The sequence below is a fragment of the Pseudomonadota bacterium genome (assembly GCA_026388255.1).
Lineage (GTDB): Bacteria > Desulfobacterota > Syntrophorhabdia > Syntrophorhabdales > Syntrophorhabdaceae > JAPLKB01.
Map to the genome: position 1 here is coordinate 75,180 of JAPLKC010000084.1, position 15,239 is coordinate 90,418.

Annotated in this window: 17 protein-coding genes and 1 rRNA gene; all 18 read left to right on the forward strand. The window is 41.0% G+C overall.

Translation table 11 applies throughout. From position 1 onward, the window contains the following. Positions 1-44 precede the first annotated feature (44 nt). Complete coding sequence (locus NT178_10985) at positions 45-479, forward strand: DUF192 domain-containing protein (GenBank protein ID MCX5813054.1); 435 nt, start codon at positions 45-47, stop codon at positions 477-479. 679 nt (positions 480-1,158) lie between these two features. Then, positions 1,159-2,652 (forward strand): S1 RNA-binding domain-containing protein, encoded by a 1,494-nt coding sequence (locus NT178_10990; protein MCX5813055.1) that lies wholly within the window; start codon positions 1,159-1,161, stop codon positions 2,650-2,652. A 189-nt stretch (positions 2,653-2,841) separates the two neighbouring features. Further along, complete coding sequence (locus NT178_10995) at positions 2,842-4,599, forward strand: cache domain-containing protein (protein MCX5813056.1); 1,758 nt, start codon at positions 2,842-2,844, stop codon at positions 4,597-4,599. Positions 4,600-4,666: 67 nt separating this feature from the next. Next, on the forward strand, positions 4,667-5,320 hold the full coding sequence (gene rplC / locus NT178_11000; GenBank protein ID MCX5813057.1) for a 50S ribosomal protein L3: 654 nt from the start codon (positions 4,667-4,669) through the stop codon (positions 5,318-5,320). Between the two features lie 143 nt (positions 5,321-5,463). Then, positions 5,464-5,832, forward strand: a complete 369-nt coding sequence (locus NT178_11005; GenBank protein MCX5813058.1) for a 6-carboxytetrahydropterin synthase — start codon at positions 5,464-5,466, stop codon at positions 5,830-5,832. A gap of 7 nt (positions 5,833-5,839) precedes the next feature. Then, positions 5,840-6,631: a GTP cyclohydrolase FolE2 gene (folE2, locus tag NT178_11010; GenBank protein MCX5813059.1), complete on the forward strand. Its 792-nt coding sequence runs from the start codon at positions 5,840-5,842 to the stop codon at positions 6,629-6,631. Continuing rightward, positions 6,628-7,107 (forward strand): hypothetical protein, encoded by a 480-nt coding sequence (locus NT178_11015; protein MCX5813060.1) that lies wholly within the window; start codon positions 6,628-6,630, stop codon positions 7,105-7,107. The genes folE2 and NT178_11015 overlap by 4 nt, the downstream gene beginning before the upstream one ends. A gap of 59 nt (positions 7,108-7,166) precedes the next feature. Continuing rightward, on the forward strand, positions 7,167-7,289 hold the full coding sequence (locus tag NT178_11020) for a hypothetical protein (GenBank protein MCX5813061.1): 123 nt from the start codon (positions 7,167-7,169) through the stop codon (positions 7,287-7,289). Between the two features lie 35 nt (positions 7,290-7,324). Continuing rightward, the gene (gene yqeC / locus NT178_11025; protein MCX5813062.1) at positions 7,325-8,050 is read left to right on the forward strand and encodes a selenium cofactor biosynthesis protein YqeC; all 726 of its coding nucleotides are present in this window, start codon (positions 7,325-7,327) and stop codon (positions 8,048-8,050) included. Positions 8,051-8,147: 97 nt separating this feature from the next. Then, complete coding sequence (locus tag NT178_11030) at positions 8,148-8,369, forward strand: hypothetical protein (protein ID MCX5813063.1); 222 nt, start codon at positions 8,148-8,150, stop codon at positions 8,367-8,369. Between the two features lie 7 nt (positions 8,370-8,376). Next, positions 8,377-9,450: a Xaa-Pro peptidase family protein gene (locus NT178_11035; protein ID MCX5813064.1), complete on the forward strand. Its 1,074-nt coding sequence runs from the start codon at positions 8,377-8,379 to the stop codon at positions 9,448-9,450. 120 nt (positions 9,451-9,570) lie between these two features. Continuing rightward, positions 9,571-10,134, forward strand: a complete 564-nt coding sequence (gene efp, locus NT178_11040; GenBank protein MCX5813065.1) for an elongation factor P — start codon at positions 9,571-9,573, stop codon at positions 10,132-10,134. A 316-nt stretch (positions 10,135-10,450) separates the two neighbouring features. Beyond that, positions 10,451-11,074, forward strand: a complete 624-nt coding sequence (gene tmk, locus NT178_11045; GenBank protein ID MCX5813066.1) for a dTMP kinase — start codon at positions 10,451-10,453, stop codon at positions 11,072-11,074. Continuing rightward, on the forward strand, positions 11,064-12,026 hold the full coding sequence (holB, locus tag NT178_11050; GenBank protein MCX5813067.1) for a DNA polymerase III subunit delta': 963 nt from the start codon (positions 11,064-11,066) through the stop codon (positions 12,024-12,026). Before tmk ends, holB begins: the two co-directional genes overlap by 11 nt. Further along, a complete protein-coding gene (gene ricT / locus NT178_11055; protein MCX5813068.1) occupies positions 12,023-12,802 on the forward strand; it encodes a regulatory iron-sulfur-containing complex subunit RicT in 780 nt (259 codons plus the stop codon). Before holB ends, ricT begins: the two co-directional genes overlap by 4 nt. Before the next feature lie 101 nt (positions 12,803-12,903). Beyond that, on the forward strand, positions 12,904-14,430 hold the full coding sequence (gene metG / locus NT178_11060; protein MCX5813069.1) for a methionine--tRNA ligase: 1,527 nt from the start codon (positions 12,904-12,906) through the stop codon (positions 14,428-14,430). Positions 14,431-14,527: 97 nt separating this feature from the next. Then, positions 14,528-14,821 (forward strand): DUF721 domain-containing protein, encoded by a 294-nt coding sequence (locus tag NT178_11065; GenBank protein ID MCX5813070.1) that lies wholly within the window; start codon positions 14,528-14,530, stop codon positions 14,819-14,821. Between the two features lie 280 nt (positions 14,822-15,101). Continuing rightward, positions 15,102-15,239: ribosomal RNA gene (locus NT178_11070) — 16S ribosomal RNA — on the forward strand; the annotation flags it as partial.

A 15,239-nucleotide genomic window follows, 5' to 3' on the forward strand; every position in this document is an offset into this window, starting at 1 on the left:
TTATGCATAAATCGCCGGGTTGTTTAAGCAGTAAAACATTTATCATGCTCCTTTTTTTAGTGTTTTTCAAAATATTTCTGTTGTGCAACTACGTATCGGCAGACGATAGGGCTATTACCTTTTATACCGAAGGCATGCAAAAATTATGCAGTTTCAAGACTGAACTTGCCGTGACACCCGAAGAACATGAAAGAGGTTTGATGTACAGGAAATCGCTTGCACCTGATGCCGGTATGTTGTTTGTTTTCAAAGAAGACAACGTGCGGTTTTTTTGGATGAAAAACACTTATGTACCCCTCGATATGGTGTTTATAAGTTCAAGGCTTGAGGTAACCGGCATATATCGATCCGCAAAGCCCCTTGATGAAGCTACCCTAACATCTTGGTCCCCGGCTATGTATGTGCTGGAAATTAATTCAGGAAAGGCTGATAAATGTAATATCAGGGTTGGTTCAAAGATAAAATTCAAAAATTATTGAAAAAAAGATTCCCATGGAGCCGTGTCTGTAGTGCTCCATACAATGTCGAATTCAAAAGCACGACACACCCACCGGGTGGGTGCCCAGGCAGGGAGCAAAATAGTGTTCCGGCCACACCACTGATTATTTTACAGCTTCCAACCTGCAGTGAGTGAATTGACATTTAAGCAATAAACAGAACTTCATTAAATCTAACGAGTTGCTGAAGTTATCAACAATTATTGTGAAAAACTTGTTTATAAGTTGTAGAAGTCAGATCGTAACTTATTGATATGTTGAACATAACAACTAAATTGATTACTCATTAGGCAAGTGAAAAACCCAATAGATACAACGCTAATCGAAAAAACAACATATCCTGAGGCATGATTTCCCATATCGGGACCCGGATAAAATTATAAATATTATTAGAGTGTTACAATAGTCTAATTTACATCGTCTGTAGCTGCTTCAATTTAATAGCTTTTTTGTATCAAATTTATTTGTTCGTGAGTAAGGATTAGATTTTCAAAAAAACGTGGATATAATTCTATCATGATTAACAGGATGATGGACATAGTAAAAAATAAAAGGTATAATCTTTGTCCTCCGTGTCCATATTTTCGACACGTCGTAGACAGTCTGGAAAAACAAAAACGCAATAATGCCGATCATCTGATTGGCAAAGAGGACAGAAGATATGTTAGAAAAAATTGAAATGAACCCTCAAAACGAGGGGGATGCAGATGAGAATATTGAAGAGGAAGAAAGCTTTGCCTTGCTATTCGAAAAAAACAGCAGGCTCCCCGGACGTCTTGAGCCCGGCCAAAAGGTTATTTCCAGGGTAGTCAGTATTTCAGGGGATTTTGTTTATGTTGACATGGACGGAAAAAGTGAAGGCGCGATAGACCTCAAGGAGTTCAAAAATGAAAAAGGGGATTATTCAATCCGGATAGGCGATGAGATTGAGGCTTTTTTTGCATCTTTCCAAAATGGTGTGAAAAGACTTACAACCATGAAACACGGTCTTTCTATACTTAGCCTCAGCGGTATCCGGGATGCTTATGATGCTAATTTGCCTGTAAGTGGAAAGGTTTCCGGTGAGCTGAAAGGAGGCTTTGAGGTATATGTCGGCGGCAAGGTGCGATGTTTCTGCCCGTTCTCTCAAATTGATCTAAAGGGAAATCATGAAAAAGAAACATATCTTGGCCAGGTATTTTCTTTTAAAGTTGTTGAGTACGAAGAAAATGGTCGCAATATTATACTTTCAAGAAGAGCCCTTTTGGAAGAAGAGCGACAGATTGAACGCGACAGGATTAAACAGACACTTGAAGTGGGGATGGAGGTTGCCGGAACAATCCGTTCTATCCAAAAATTCGGTGCCTTTATCGACCTTGGCGGCATTGATGGACTTATTCCGCTGAGTGAGATTGGATGGGGCAGAACCGAGAACACAGAAGATGTGCTGTCTGTCGGCCAGGAGGTTACAGTAAAGATTATATCCATTGACTGGGAAAAAAACCGACTTACCTTAAGCCTCAAGGCTACTCAATCAGACCCTTTTTTAAGTGCAGCAGAGAAATATCCCGTTGACAGTCTGGTTCATGGGACTATTGTGCGACTTACGCCCTTTGGCGCTTTTGTGAATCTTGAACCGGGGGTGGATGGATTAATTCATATCTCGAGGCTTGGCGCAGGAAGGCGGATTAAACACCCCAAGGAAGTTGTTGAAGAGGGTCAGGTTGTGGATGCTTATGTATATGAAGTTGACCCGAAGAATAAGAGAATATCCCTTTCCATGGAGTCAAGACAGAAATATGAAGCCGCTGTCCTGCCCAAGATTGGTGATATACTTGACGGTGTTGTTGAAAAGGTGCTGCCGTCCGGTATAATCTTAAGATTGAATGACGGGATGACAGGTTTTATACCAAACTCGGAGGTGGGTACCCTCCGCGGCACCAATCATAACAGGATGTTTCCTGTTGGAACAGGCATGCAGGTTATTGTAAAAGAAGTTGATAGTGCACGCAACAGGGTAACACTGAGTCGAAGCGGTGTGTCGGAAAAATTAGAGCAGGAAGAACTTAACCAATACATGAATAAAGTCGTCAATGATGAAAAAACCGACAACAGACTTGGCAGCCTTGGAGAACTTCTCAGGGCTGCAATGGATAAGAACAAAAAGACAGGATAATTCTTGATGCTTTATAATACATCGTTCATGCAGTTAGTAAATAACCCCGCCCACAAAAGCGGGGTTATCATTTGAAGATTAATTGAAGTTACCGGAAAATGTTAAAAACACGGGAAAGGCAGGAATAATGCTATATTGTATGGGACTGCCATCCTTTGTCTTCCTGATTACGGCAAAATGAGGAGGGATGTGAGAAATTTCAGGATTACCTTACCGCCCATGAGTATAAAATCAAGGCTTTTAATTTTCCTTGTTCCTTCGATACTTATTTTGTTCGGTATATCAATAATTGCCAATCTTAAAATTACTGAGAAAACTGTCCTTGAGCATACGGGACATGAAGCGTATTATTCCGGACTTTCTCTTGTCAATGAAATGGAAATCTATTTACAATCCTCACAAGAGATTGCCGAAGGCATGGCGCTTACACTTGAGGTTATTCCGGAGTTGGAGGATGTTTTTATTAAAAAGCTATTAAAGATTAATGTTGAACAAAATCCCTATATTTATGGGTCGACTATATCATTGTCTCCCGATGCGACCGGACTTGGAAATTATGCTCCTTATTATTATAGAAACGGAAAAGAGATCAAATATAAATCATTGAGTTCCCCGTATTACGACTACAAAAAATGGGATTGGTTCAGAATACCGATGGAGACGGGCAAAGGTTCATGGGGAGAGCCGTATTACGATGAAGGCGGTGGGAATATACATATGGTTACCTATTCTGTCCCGATTTTCAGGGCCGGCAGAAAGATAGGCGTTGCAACAGCGGATATCGGCCTTGATAATTTGATACAAAAGGTGCAATCGTTAAGAGTCGATAACTCCGGCTATGCCTTGCTTCTCAGCGATCACCATTACATTATTGCCCATCCGGACAAAAGACTTTTATTAAAGAAATTATCGCCTGACCGTACAGAAGGTTTTAAGAAAGGAGCTTTGAAAGAACTTTACGAGCTTATGAATGCAGAGGGGATAGTCTCTTCAACAATTATAGACCCTTTCACAGGTAAAGAGTCCTGGATTATTGCTATGCCCATAAAATCCGCCAAATGGACGCTTGGAATTGTTTATCCCTATAATGAAATCTTGCGTCCTGTTTTTAACGTTCAGTATGTGCTGGGGGTCTTTTCTTTAGTGATTGCAGCGCTTATGGTTATTTTAATATTGTGGATATCTGCATCGATTGCCTCCCCTGTCTCGAACCTTGTAAAACAGACAAGGCATTATGCTGAAGGCGACTTTGACTACAGACTGGACGAGGCCGGGGGTTTTAAGGAAATCCAGGAACTCTCATATGCTTTCAATATTATGGGAGAGGCAATAGACAAGAAAATTGAAGAATTACGTGATACGCAGAAAGAAATCGTTTTTCGCCTTGCCCGTGCTGCCGAATATCGTGACAATGATACCGGCATGCACATAAAACGTATGAGCCATTATTGCGCCGTATTAGGGAGGGCATTCGGATTGAATGACGAGGAATGTGATATATTGCTTCATGCAAGCTCCATGCATGATATCGGTAAAATAGGTATTGCTGACGCTATACTTCTAAAAAAAGGGAAGCTTGAACCCGATGAGTGGAGAACGATGCAAACTCACGTTCAAATTGGCGAAGTAATCCTGTCAGGCGGAAATTCAAGGTTAATTCAGATGGCACAGATTATTGCTTCGACTCACCATGAACATTGGGATGGATCGGGCTATCCGAGAGGAATTAAGGGAGAAGAAATCCCGATAACCGGCAGGATTACCTGTATCTGTGATGTTTTTGACAGCCTTACATCGGAACGTCCTTATAAAAATGCCTGGACAGTCGAAGAGGCATTGAATGAAATTAAGATAAACAGCGGTAAAATATTTGACCCTTATATGGTTGAATTGTTTATACGTATATTGCCGGATATCATTGATATTAAGGATAAGTTTATCGGATAATATTACATTTGCCTTGACTTTGTGATCGTTATTTACTATAGTTTTAGGCATTTTTGGAGGTGCATATATGGGAATTGGACTTCTCGGAAAAAAAATTGGAATGTCGCAGATATTCCTTGAAGATGGCAGTGTAGTGCCTGTTACGGTTATTAAGGCAGGTCCCTGCGTTGTAATTCAAAAGAAGACAGAGGACAAGGAAGGATATAATGCCCTCCAAGTTGGCTTTGATGAAATTACAAAGGCAAAGCTTGTTAAAAAGCCCCTGAAAGGACATTTCAGCAAAGCTAACGTATCTCCCATGTCATTTATCAGAGAATTCAGGATAAATGCAGAAGAGAGCGAAGCAAACGATCCTGGTTCGCAAATCATGATTGATATGTTTGAAAAAGGTGAGTATGTGGATGTTACGGGCACGTCAAAAGGAAAAGGTTTTGCAGGTGTAATGAAAAGGCATGGTTTTGCCGGTGCACCCGCTTCTCACGGTACACATGAATATTTCAGGCATGGCGGTTCCATCGGGCAAAATATGACCCCCGGCAGGACGATGAGGGGCATGAAGATGCCCGGGCATATGGGAAACAGAAGGGTTACCGTTCAAAATCTTAAGGTTGTGGAAGTAAGGGGCGATACGAATGTTCTTATGATTGAAGGGGCTGTCCCGGGGCCAACCAACGGATACGTGATAATCAGGAAAGCGGTAAAAAAAGCAAAACAGTTTTGATCAGAAGAGTTTTATAGCCTTGCTTCAGGGTAACTCTGTTTTAATTGAGGTTTTAGTAATTATCGCCCTGCAACTTCCGTTGCAGGGCGATAATTTTATCGGTTTCTATTGACAAGAAAGATCCCAAAATATAGATTATCTCCATGTTTACTCTATGTGTGAAGGATACATTCTCTGCTGCTCACAGGATAGAAGACTATAACGGACAGTGCGAAGCGCTGCATGGCCATAATTTCCTGGTTGAGGTGCTGTTTACAGGAGAAAATCTGGGTAAAGGCGGGATGTTGGTAGATTTTAAAATCCTGAAAAACTATTTGAAAAATATCCTGGAGACCCTTGATCATCGTTATATAAACGAAATACCTTTTTTTATGGAGAGATCGGGCTCTTCCGAGTATTTATCTATGTATATATTTAATGAATTAAAAAAACTGCTTAAAGAAAAAGAGATAACATTGAAAGAAGTAAGGGTATGGGAATCGGAGAAGACATATGCAGCATACTGCGAATAAAAACGGTATGATTGATGTTCAGAACATGTATGATTTCCGCCAGATTGAGATCGACAAGGTCGGCGTAAAGAATGTAAAATACCCGATTGTAGTGCTTGACAAGGCAAACGGTTTTCAGCATACAATTGCTACAATAGATATGTATGTTAATCTTCCACATAATTACAAAGGTACACACATGAGCAGGTTTGTCGAAATCCTGCACGAAAACAAAAGTATGATAAATATGAAAAATTTCCCCGGTATCTTAAGGGAGATGAAAGACCGGCTGAACGCGGAAGCCGCACATCTTGTAGTGAGATTCCCTTATTTTGTTAAAAAAGAGGCCCCTGTTACAAAGACCCAGGGTTATCTTGAATATCAATGTGGTTTTGTCGGGCATATGGACGGTTCCGGGGAGATGAAGGAGTTTATAGTTTCAGCCTCTGTTCCTGTGAATACGCTCTGTCCCTGTTCGCAGGAAATAAGTGAATATGGAGCTCATAACCAGAGGGGCATTGTAAAGACAGATGTCAGGTTCAGGAGGTTTTTCTGGCTGGAGGATTTGATAAATATTATTGAGAGAAGTGCAAGTAGCGATATATATTCAATACTGAAAAGGGAGGACGAAAAATTTGTAACGGAAAAGGCTTTTGCCAACCCGAAATTTGTGGAGGATGTTGTAAGGGGTATTGCCCAAATACTGGAAAACGATGGAAATTTTACATGGTTTTCCATTGAAGCGGAAAATTTTGAGAGCATCCATAACCACAGTGCCTACGCGTGTCTTGAAAGAAAAAGCAAAGGAGGGAGTATATGAGGAAGATTGTTGTAGTGTTTTTTATAGTGTTGCTGTTTTTCTCGGGGTGTACATATTTTCAGAAGCCGGTTAAAGATGAAACGCCGCAGTCCGGACAGGACGCCTTAAACCAGACTTTTTACGGGTTTCCTGATATTCCTCTGCCAACGGAGCTGAAATTTGTAAGGGAAAAGAGCTTTATATATGAAACCGCTAACCTGAGGGCAGGGGTGATGTACCTTAACGGTAATGTTGATCTGCAATCACTTGAAAATTATTTCAAGATTAATATGATTAAGAACGGCTGGAAGTTTGTCAACAGTTTCAAATTCAGAGATATAGCCCTGAACTTTGTGAAGGACGATAAAACGTGCAATATCAAGATGGTAAAAGACAGCTTTAACGCAGAAGTGGAAATATGGGTTGGTCCTGCTTCTTCCAACGATAAGGGGTCTGCGTACAAAGGAAATGATTTAAAATCGATAAATAAAGATTAATGATATCGGGGGTATCTTGAAGCTGCATATACTTGATTCCAATTTTAAATCAAGATGCAATGAACTACCCCGCTGTAACTTGCGGGGCAATCAAGGCGGCAAGAAAGAGGCGACGTAGTCGTAATACACAATACATCGAGGAGACTGATGACGAAGCCAACGAAGATAGCGCTTTGATTTAGAATTGGAATAAGATTGCCCCCGATTTTCCATCCTAATGTGGAATTTTAGAAAAATTGATTTAATAAGAGCGGTATCAGCGCAAAAATATATTGCCTTTACAGGTTCCGGCGGCAAAACGAGTCTCATGGAGTACATTGGCGGCGAATTTCTCAAGCAGGGCCGTACTGTAGCAATTACGACGACAACAAAGATTTTTGCAAAAAAGCCTTATCTATTGCTTGAAGAAAGTTCTGATGCACTATCGGGCATTCCTTTTATAAGAGTTGGTAAGAATATTAAAAACGGAAAGCTTACGGCAGTAAGGTTTGAAGATATTGAAATGCTTGGCAACGTATACGACGTTGTTCTTATTGAGGCAGACGGAGCGAAGGGTATGCCCATCAAGTTTCCGGCGAGCCATGAGCCTGTCATACCGCCTTTTTGTGAAAAAGTTATTGTTTTATGTGGACTTGATGCGTTTTACATGAGGGTTAACGAAATGGTATTCAGGTGGAAGCTCTTTTGCGAAGCAACCGGGATAACCGGTGATACCCTGATTACCCGGCAGGTTTTTCTGCGGTTTTTTGCCGGTGATGCCCTTTTAAAAGGTGTTGATATTGAAAAATGTATGATTGTTTTAAATAAATACGATGCTTTGGGCGCAAGGAAAGAAGCCACTGAAACAGGAAAGGAGATAATTGCCCAAACAGGTGTTAAGGAGTTGATAATATCGAGCATCTTATTCAAGGTTTTTTATGAAATTGAAGTCTTTAATCCGTAGCTTATAACTGATAGTTTTACCGGGAGCCACAAGCCGTAAACCATGAAGCATACGATTTAGCTTGATTTTTATGAGGAGATTCATTTAACTATCCCATATGGAAGTAGACAGCAAAAGCAAAATATTATCGCCTACCCTTGCGGACATTTACCTTGAGCAGGGCTATATCGAAAAAGCGATAGAGTTATATGAAAGGCTTTTCAAGAGGGAGCCCGAAAACGAATTTTACAGAAAACGTATCATTGCTTTAAAAAGGGAATTGAAAGAGCGTCGCAGCTTACCGGGATTTAAGAGAATTTTAAGAAAGAAGCTGTGGTAGATACATTATGAGAGAAAACAGGATCGAAAAAGTTCATAATTTAATTTACGAAAAAGATTTAGACGCATGCGTCATAAGAGGTATGGATAACATATTTTACCTCACGGGGTTCAAGGGATCCGAAGGCACCCTTGTTATTACGAAAGGCGATGTATTACTTATCACGGATTTCAGATATGTTACCTATGCAAATGAAGTAACAAAGGATGTAAAAATAGTAGAGCTTATGAGCAAGAAAAACGTGCTTTCAGAGATATGCGAGAAATATGTGATCAGGCGTATGGGATTCGATAGCTATCATACTATGTATAAAATATATAGTATGTGGAAAGATACTATCACTAACACTGAATTTATTCCTCTGGAAAATGAAATTGAGGAAATAAGACAATGCAAGGACCCTGAAGAAATTGATGCAATAATAAAAGCCGTTGATATTTCAACGAATGCATTTATAGAGGTTTTTGAAAAAATTTGCTCTGACAAAACGGAGAAAGAGATTGCCGATGAACTTGAATATACGATGAGGCGAATGGGAGCAGATTGCCCTTCTTTTGATACTATCGTGGCTTCAGGCGCAAGGGCGGCCCTTCCACATGCTGTTCCGACAAACAAGAAGATAAAGGAAGGGGAAACGATCATCATAGATTTCGGCTCATGTGTAGATGGCTATTGCAGCGATGAGACCTGTACGATATTAATAGGGCAGGTTAATGGAAAAATTAAAGAGATTTTCAAAATAGTTAATGATGCACGGGAACTTGGAATTGAAAAGGCGAGAGCCGGAATGTCTACCAAGGATCTGGATATGATTGTCAGAGGCGTTATAGATGATGCAGGCTATGGGAAATTTTTTGGGCATGGTGTAGGTCACGGCGTCGGAGTTGCCGTTCATGAAGCCCCTTCTATTAACAGCACAGGAGAAGGGATACTGGAAGAAAATATGGTGATTACAATTGAGCCGGGTATTTATTTACCTGCACTGGGTGGTGTCAGGCTTGAAGATATGCTCCTTATTACAGACAATGGAACCAAGGTGCTCACACATATCAGGAAGGATATGCTGCAAATTAGTATATAGTTAATAGTGAACAGCGAATAGCTATAAAGGCAGTGAATAAATAGTCATTAGTGAATAGTGAATATTTTTCACTAACTACTATTCACTAATGACTATTCACTGTATTAACGGGAGGTTTTAATGTTTGCTTCAACAGCAGAGTTCAGAAAAGGGTTAAGGATTCTAATGGATAATGAGCCATTTGTTATAGTTGAGTTCCAGCATGTAAAACCTGGCAAGGGAGGCGCATTTGTCAGAACACGAATAAAAAGCCTTATCAGCGGGAATGTGCTTGACAGGACTTTTCGCTCCGGAGATAAGGTTGAGTTGCCCGAACTGGAAGAAAAGGATATGCAGTTCCTCTATAAAGAGAGCGACAAATACTATTTTATGGATACGAATACCTATGATCAGTTATTCATCGATGAGGAGCAACTGGGTGATGCAAAAAATTATCTCAAAGAGGGACTGGTAATTGAAGTCCTCATATATCAGGGCAGAACAATCGGCGTGGAGATTCAGAACTTTGTAAGCCTTTTGATAACCAGTACAGAACCCGGTGCAAAAGGGGATACCGCTCAGAATGCAACAAAACCTGCATTGCTTGAGACAGGTTATACGATCCAGGTCCCGCTTTTTGTGGACGAAGGCGATGTGGTAAAGATAGATACGAGAAATGGTCAATATATAGAAAGGGTAAAATAGTTTCCGTCCGGAAAGGGTCCTTTTCCGCCCTGGCAGCGTCAATCTGTGGTTTTGCTTGTGCGACGTACATTTTGCACGCCTTCGCGCAATTCCTTGATTTTCTTACCAGAACGAAAAAATCCTCCTTTCCTATTCGGAAACATTTAGTTTCTCATCTGGAGTTTCAGGATGGAAACTGAATATATCTGAGTTTAGCAGCTCGCACGGGGAGCGAGAAGAGGTGTTGATGGAGAAATTACAAATTGTCCCGCGCTGGGTGGGATTAAACCGTACAAATTTGAAATGTCTGCCGAAGGCAGGCCGGTAAAGGAAATACATGCTGATAACGTTTGAAGGAGTAGATGGTAGCGGCAAGACAACCCAGGTAGATCTTCTGTATAATTATCTTATGGATAAAGGGTACAAAACGTTAAAAACACGGGAACCCGGAGGTACTGCCTTCGGTGAGGCTTTGAGAAAGTCTCTCTTGCAGCATGATATCCATGTGTTCCCGCTTTCAGAGCTTCTTGTGCTTATGGCCATGAGAGCCCAGCACGTGGAGGAGCTGATCGGGCCGGCTCTTCAGGATGGAAAGATCGTTATATGTGACAGGTTTACTGATGCAACGTATGCATATCAAGGGTATGGAAGGGGCATGGACCAGGGGATTATCCTGACCCTGAACAGACTTGTTACAAAAGGGATAAGACCAAACCTTACGGTACTTCTCGATTGTAAGGTTGAGGAAGGATTTAAGAGAAAGGTGGAACGAGATTTTTTGATGGATCGGTTTGAAAAAGAAGCGCTTTCTTTTCACAATAAAGTTAAAGCAGCATATGCTAAGCTTTCAGAAGAAGAGCCCGAGAGATTTTTTGTAGTCAACGGCAGCGCAGAGGTTGAAGAGGTGCAAAAAAAGATAAGGGATAAAGTAGGAAAACTTTTAAAAAGTTATGGGATTTAATGAGATTATCGGTCACGAGAAGCAGAAACAGATGTTCCTGGCTATCCTGAAAAGGGAGAGGTTGCCCCATGCTTTTTTATTTACCGGTCAGGAAGGCATAGGGAAAAAGAAGACAGCAAAGGAATTTGCAAAGCATATTCTATGTGAAAAACATAATAACTGTGGCGTATGCCGTCCTTGCATCAAGGTCGAGCGTGATATACACCCCGATGTTTTAATCATTGAAAACGAAGATACCATAGGGATAGAACAATCAAGAACAATCGGCAGGGAGGTTTATGAGTATCCTTATGAGGGCGACAAAAGAATAATCTTGATTGACAGAGCCGATGCAATGACTCATGAGGCTACAAACGCCCTTCTTAAGACCCTTGAAGAACCTCCTCTGTTCAACATTTTTTTTCTTATTACATCCTCGGAAAGGGATGTTCCTTTAACTATACGGTCACGTTGTGCAAGAGTAGGTTTCAGTCCGCTCTCGAGGGAGCGCCTGCAACAGTACTTTATAAATACTGCAAGCATGGATGAAGGGAAGGCCAAGTTGTTATCTCACGTTTCTCAGGGGAGTATCGGGTGCGGACTTTTCTGGATGGAGAAAGATCACCTTTTGTTGAGGCATAAGCTTGCGGAGTTAATTATGGGAAAAGACAGAAGCTTTATACATACGACCTTGATGTCGGAAAGGATAAGCAAAAGTCATAGAGAATTGACGATGTTTTTGTCATTCCTGCTTTCCTTTTTCAGAGACATATCTGTTATGAGTGAATACCGGGATACATCTAAGGTGATCAACAGGGATATGTTTGAACTCCTCAAAGCTGAATCCGTGGATACAAGGTGGATTGAGGCTTCGGTCAGAAGAATTCAGGAAACTTTCGGTATGTTGAGGTATAATATAAACAAGCTTCTTGCTATTGAAACGATGTTATTGGATATAATGGAGCAGAAATGAAGAGTTCTTATATAAAAATTGATATATTAACAAACGTAATCGAAATGGAAGTGCCCGAAGATGTAAAGGTTGGTGATTACCTTATCGGTGAAATTGATAAAGGTGTCTGCTTGGGTATGGTTGTATCCGAACCGCAGGAAGCAACAAAGGAAGGCCTGAAGAAGGCGACCAGAAAGGCGACTGAAAGCGAGATATCAGAGCATTTCTCTTTAAAGGAGAAAGAAAGTTATGCCTTTGATTTTTGTAAAAAGAAGATATTGGAGATGAATCTGCCGATGAAGCTGCTGTATGCGGAATATCTTTTTGGTGGCACAAAACTCCTGTACTTTTTTGTTTCTGAAAGCAGGGTAGATTTCAGGGAGTTGGTGAAGGAACTTGCGAAAGAATTCAAGATACGTATAGAGTTAAGGCAGGTTGGCGTGAGAGACGAAGCAAAAATTGTCGGCGGTCTCGGCAATTGTGGAAACGTATGCTGTTGCAGAAGATTCTTGAATGCCTTTTCAATAGTTTCGATTAAAATGGTGAAGGAGCAGAGCCTTGCATTAAACCCTGCGAAAATTTCAGGAATATGCGGAAGGCTTATGTGCTGTCTTGCTTATGAATTCGATATGTATATGACTTGCAAGAAGGATTTCCCGAAGGTAGGAAAAAAGGTAACTCTCCAGCTGGGAGAAGGTAAGGTCGTAAAACATAACACACTATGTTCCACAATAACTGTTGAGCTTAATGACGGCAAAGAGGTTACTGTGCCTCTGAGCGATATCAAGAAGCAATGATATCCGATAAGATATGCACGATGCATGACAAATGCAATGGAACTCAAGACCCTTTGTCAAGCATCATAAATATAAAAAAATAAGCGTTACGGAGCATATACATGAATAAGCATTATTATGTAACAACGCCGATCTATTACATCAATGATGTTCCCCATATCGGCCATGCATACACAACAATAGCTGCCGATGTTATGGCCCGTTATAAAAGGATATGCGGGTATGACGTCTTTTTTCTGACCGGCACTGATGAACACGGGCAGAAAGTTGAAAAGGCAGCAGAGCAGCAAGGAATCCACCCGAAAGAACTTGCCGACAGGATGGTTTCCAGGTTTACCGATCTATGGGAAGTCCTTAATATCTCCAATACCGGCTTTATCAGAACCACCGAAGAAAGGCACAGAAAGGTTGTGCAGCAGATATTCAGGAAGGCCTATGAGAGCGGAGATATATACCTTGGAGAGTATGAGGACTGGTATTGTGTGCCATGCGAGAGTTATTATACAGAATTGCAGTTGAAGGACGGGAAGTGCCCTGATTGTTTGCGACAGCCGGAAAAATTGAAGGAAGAGAGCTATTTTTTCAGGTTGTCAAAGTATGGAGAACGGCTGCTTGCGCTTATGGATGCGCATAAGGACTTTGTCATGCCTGAAATCAGGTATAACGAGGTTGCAAGCTTTGTCAAGGGTGGTTTACGGGACTTGAGTATAAGCAGAACAAGCTTTAACTGGGGCATTCCTATACCCATGGACCCCAGACACATTATCTATGTCTGGTTTGATGCGCTTACCAATTATATAACAGGCATAGGCTTTCCTGACGATATGGATACTTTCAGTAAATTCTGGCCATGTGATGCCCACCTTATGGGCAAAGATATCTTGCGGTTTCACGCCGTATACTGGCCAAGTTTTTTAATGTCTGTCAATATTGAACCGCCTAAGAAGGTGTTTGCACACGGTTGGTGGACTATAGAGGGACAGAAGATGTCCAAATCCCTTGGCAATGTTATAGATCCCCATGAGGTTGTGAAGACTTATGGAGTGGACGAATTCAGGTTCTTTATGTTTAGGGAAGTGCCCTTTGGTCTTGACGGTGATTTTTCAAAAAGTGCACTTGTCCACAGGATAAATGGAGATCTTGCCAATGATTTCGGAAATCTAACGAGTAGAAGTGTTACTATGATAGGAAAGTTTTTAAAAGGAAAGATTGAGAGACCGGAGAAGAAAGGCGGTATGGATGAGTATGTTGAAGAAAATATCGAACGACTGGTAGAAGGATATCAAAAAGATATGGAGATTTTTGCCTATCACAAGGCTCTACAGGACGTTTTTGAAATTATATCTATCTTGAATAAGTATATTGATACGGAAGCCCCATGGAAGCTTTCCAAAGAGGGCGATGCGAGGATTAAAACAGTGCTATACAACATCTGGAACGGGTTGAGAATTGCGGCGATGCTTCTATACCCGTTTATGCCCAGGAAATCTCAAACTATATGGGATGTACTTGGGATTGGCAGGGAAATCGAGAAAGCATCGTTTGAAGCAGAGAAGGTTTTTTACTTTGAGGAAGACATTTCATATATAGATAAAATTAAACCTGTTTTTCCGAGAATAGAAAGCTGATGAAGATTCCCGATTGTGGATTACTGAATCAGATGCTTATGCCTTTGGCGGATTTGAGCCTTTTTTGCGAGACCACGAAATGTAACGGGTGTAGAATATGGCCTTTGTTTCGATAAAAAAAGCGCTTGAAAATGTGTTAAAGGAATATGATATCAAAGGGGATGTAGAAGCTCACAAAATCTTCTTCCTCTGGGATGATATAGTGGGAGAGAAGACGGCGCGCCATACCAAACCTGCAAGAATAGGGAATAGCACACTATTTGTTGAAGTAGACGACCCTCTCTGGCTGACCCAGCTACGGTATATGAAGGTAGATATACTGGAGAAGATTGAAAGCAAAGTGAAGAAGGGTGTTCTGAAGGATTTGAAATTCTATCTGAGACGCAACTGATGACGGCCAAAGGATGGTATGAATATAGAAGGCAGCGGAAAAATATGAAAAAGAGTAGGATTACCTGTCAGATGCCATCCCTTACGTATCAATGGTTTATAAAATATGGCCTCTAATTGCCCGAAACTGATGGATTATTTTTTTATTAAATTATTTTTATCTATATAGCTTGACATCGGCCAAAAAATAAGTATAATTAGAACTGCTTTAAGGTTGGTTGTTCTTTGAAAACAAGATAGTAGGTCCTCGTTCAATAGATTTTGAACAAGATTTTTCAGTTTGTTTTGAGAGTTTGATCCTGGCTCAGAACGAACGCTGGCGGCGTGCCTAACACATGCAAGTCGAGCGCGAAAGTCCCCTCGGGGGCAAGTAGAGCGGCAGACGGGTGAGTAATACATAGGTAATCTACCCTCGGGAT

Bases quoted from the DNA above. Each gene is read 5' to 3' on its own strand.
- tmk (MCX5813066.1), top strand. From the start codon at position 10,451: ATGCTGATAACGTTTGAAGGAGTAGATGGTAGCGGCAAGACAACCCAG.
- ricT (MCX5813068.1), top strand. From the start codon at position 12,023: ATGAAGAGTTCTTATATAAAAATTGATATATTAACAAACGTAATCGAA.
- NT178_10990 (MCX5813055.1), top strand. From the start codon at position 1,159: ATGTTAGAAAAAATTGAAATGAACCCTCAAAACGAGGGGGATGCAGAT.
- NT178_10985 (MCX5813054.1), top strand. From the start codon at position 45: ATGCTCCTTTTTTTAGTGTTTTTCAAAATATTTCTGTTGTGCAACTAC.
- folE2 (MCX5813059.1), top strand. From the start codon at position 5,840: ATGATTGATGTTCAGAACATGTATGATTTCCGCCAGATTGAGATCGAC.
- NT178_11065 (MCX5813070.1), top strand. From the start codon at position 14,528: ATGGCCTTTGTTTCGATAAAAAAAGCGCTTGAAAATGTGTTAAAGGAA.
- NT178_11035 (MCX5813064.1), top strand. From the start codon at position 8,377: ATGAGAGAAAACAGGATCGAAAAAGTTCATAATTTAATTTACGAAAAA.
- metG (MCX5813069.1), top strand. From the start codon at position 12,904: ATGAATAAGCATTATTATGTAACAACGCCGATCTATTACATCAATGAT.
- NT178_11020 (MCX5813061.1), top strand. From the start codon at position 7,167: ATGAACTACCCCGCTGTAACTTGCGGGGCAATCAAGGCGGCAAGAAAG.
- NT178_11030 (MCX5813063.1), top strand. From the start codon at position 8,148: ATGGAAGTAGACAGCAAAAGCAAAATATTATCGCCTACCCTTGCGGAC.
- NT178_11005 (MCX5813058.1), top strand. From the start codon at position 5,464: ATGTTTACTCTATGTGTGAAGGATACATTCTCTGCTGCTCACAGGATA.
- holB (MCX5813067.1), top strand. From the start codon at position 11,064: ATGGGATTTAATGAGATTATCGGTCACGAGAAGCAGAAACAGATGTTC.
- NT178_11015 (MCX5813060.1), top strand. From the start codon at position 6,628: ATGAGGAAGATTGTTGTAGTGTTTTTTATAGTGTTGCTGTTTTTCTCG.
- rplC (MCX5813057.1), top strand. From the start codon at position 4,667: ATGGGAATTGGACTTCTCGGAAAAAAAATTGGAATGTCGCAGATATTC.
- yqeC (MCX5813062.1), top strand. From the start codon at position 7,325: ATGTGGAATTTTAGAAAAATTGATTTAATAAGAGCGGTATCAGCGCAA.
- efp (MCX5813065.1), top strand. From the start codon at position 9,571: ATGTTTGCTTCAACAGCAGAGTTCAGAAAAGGGTTAAGGATTCTAATG.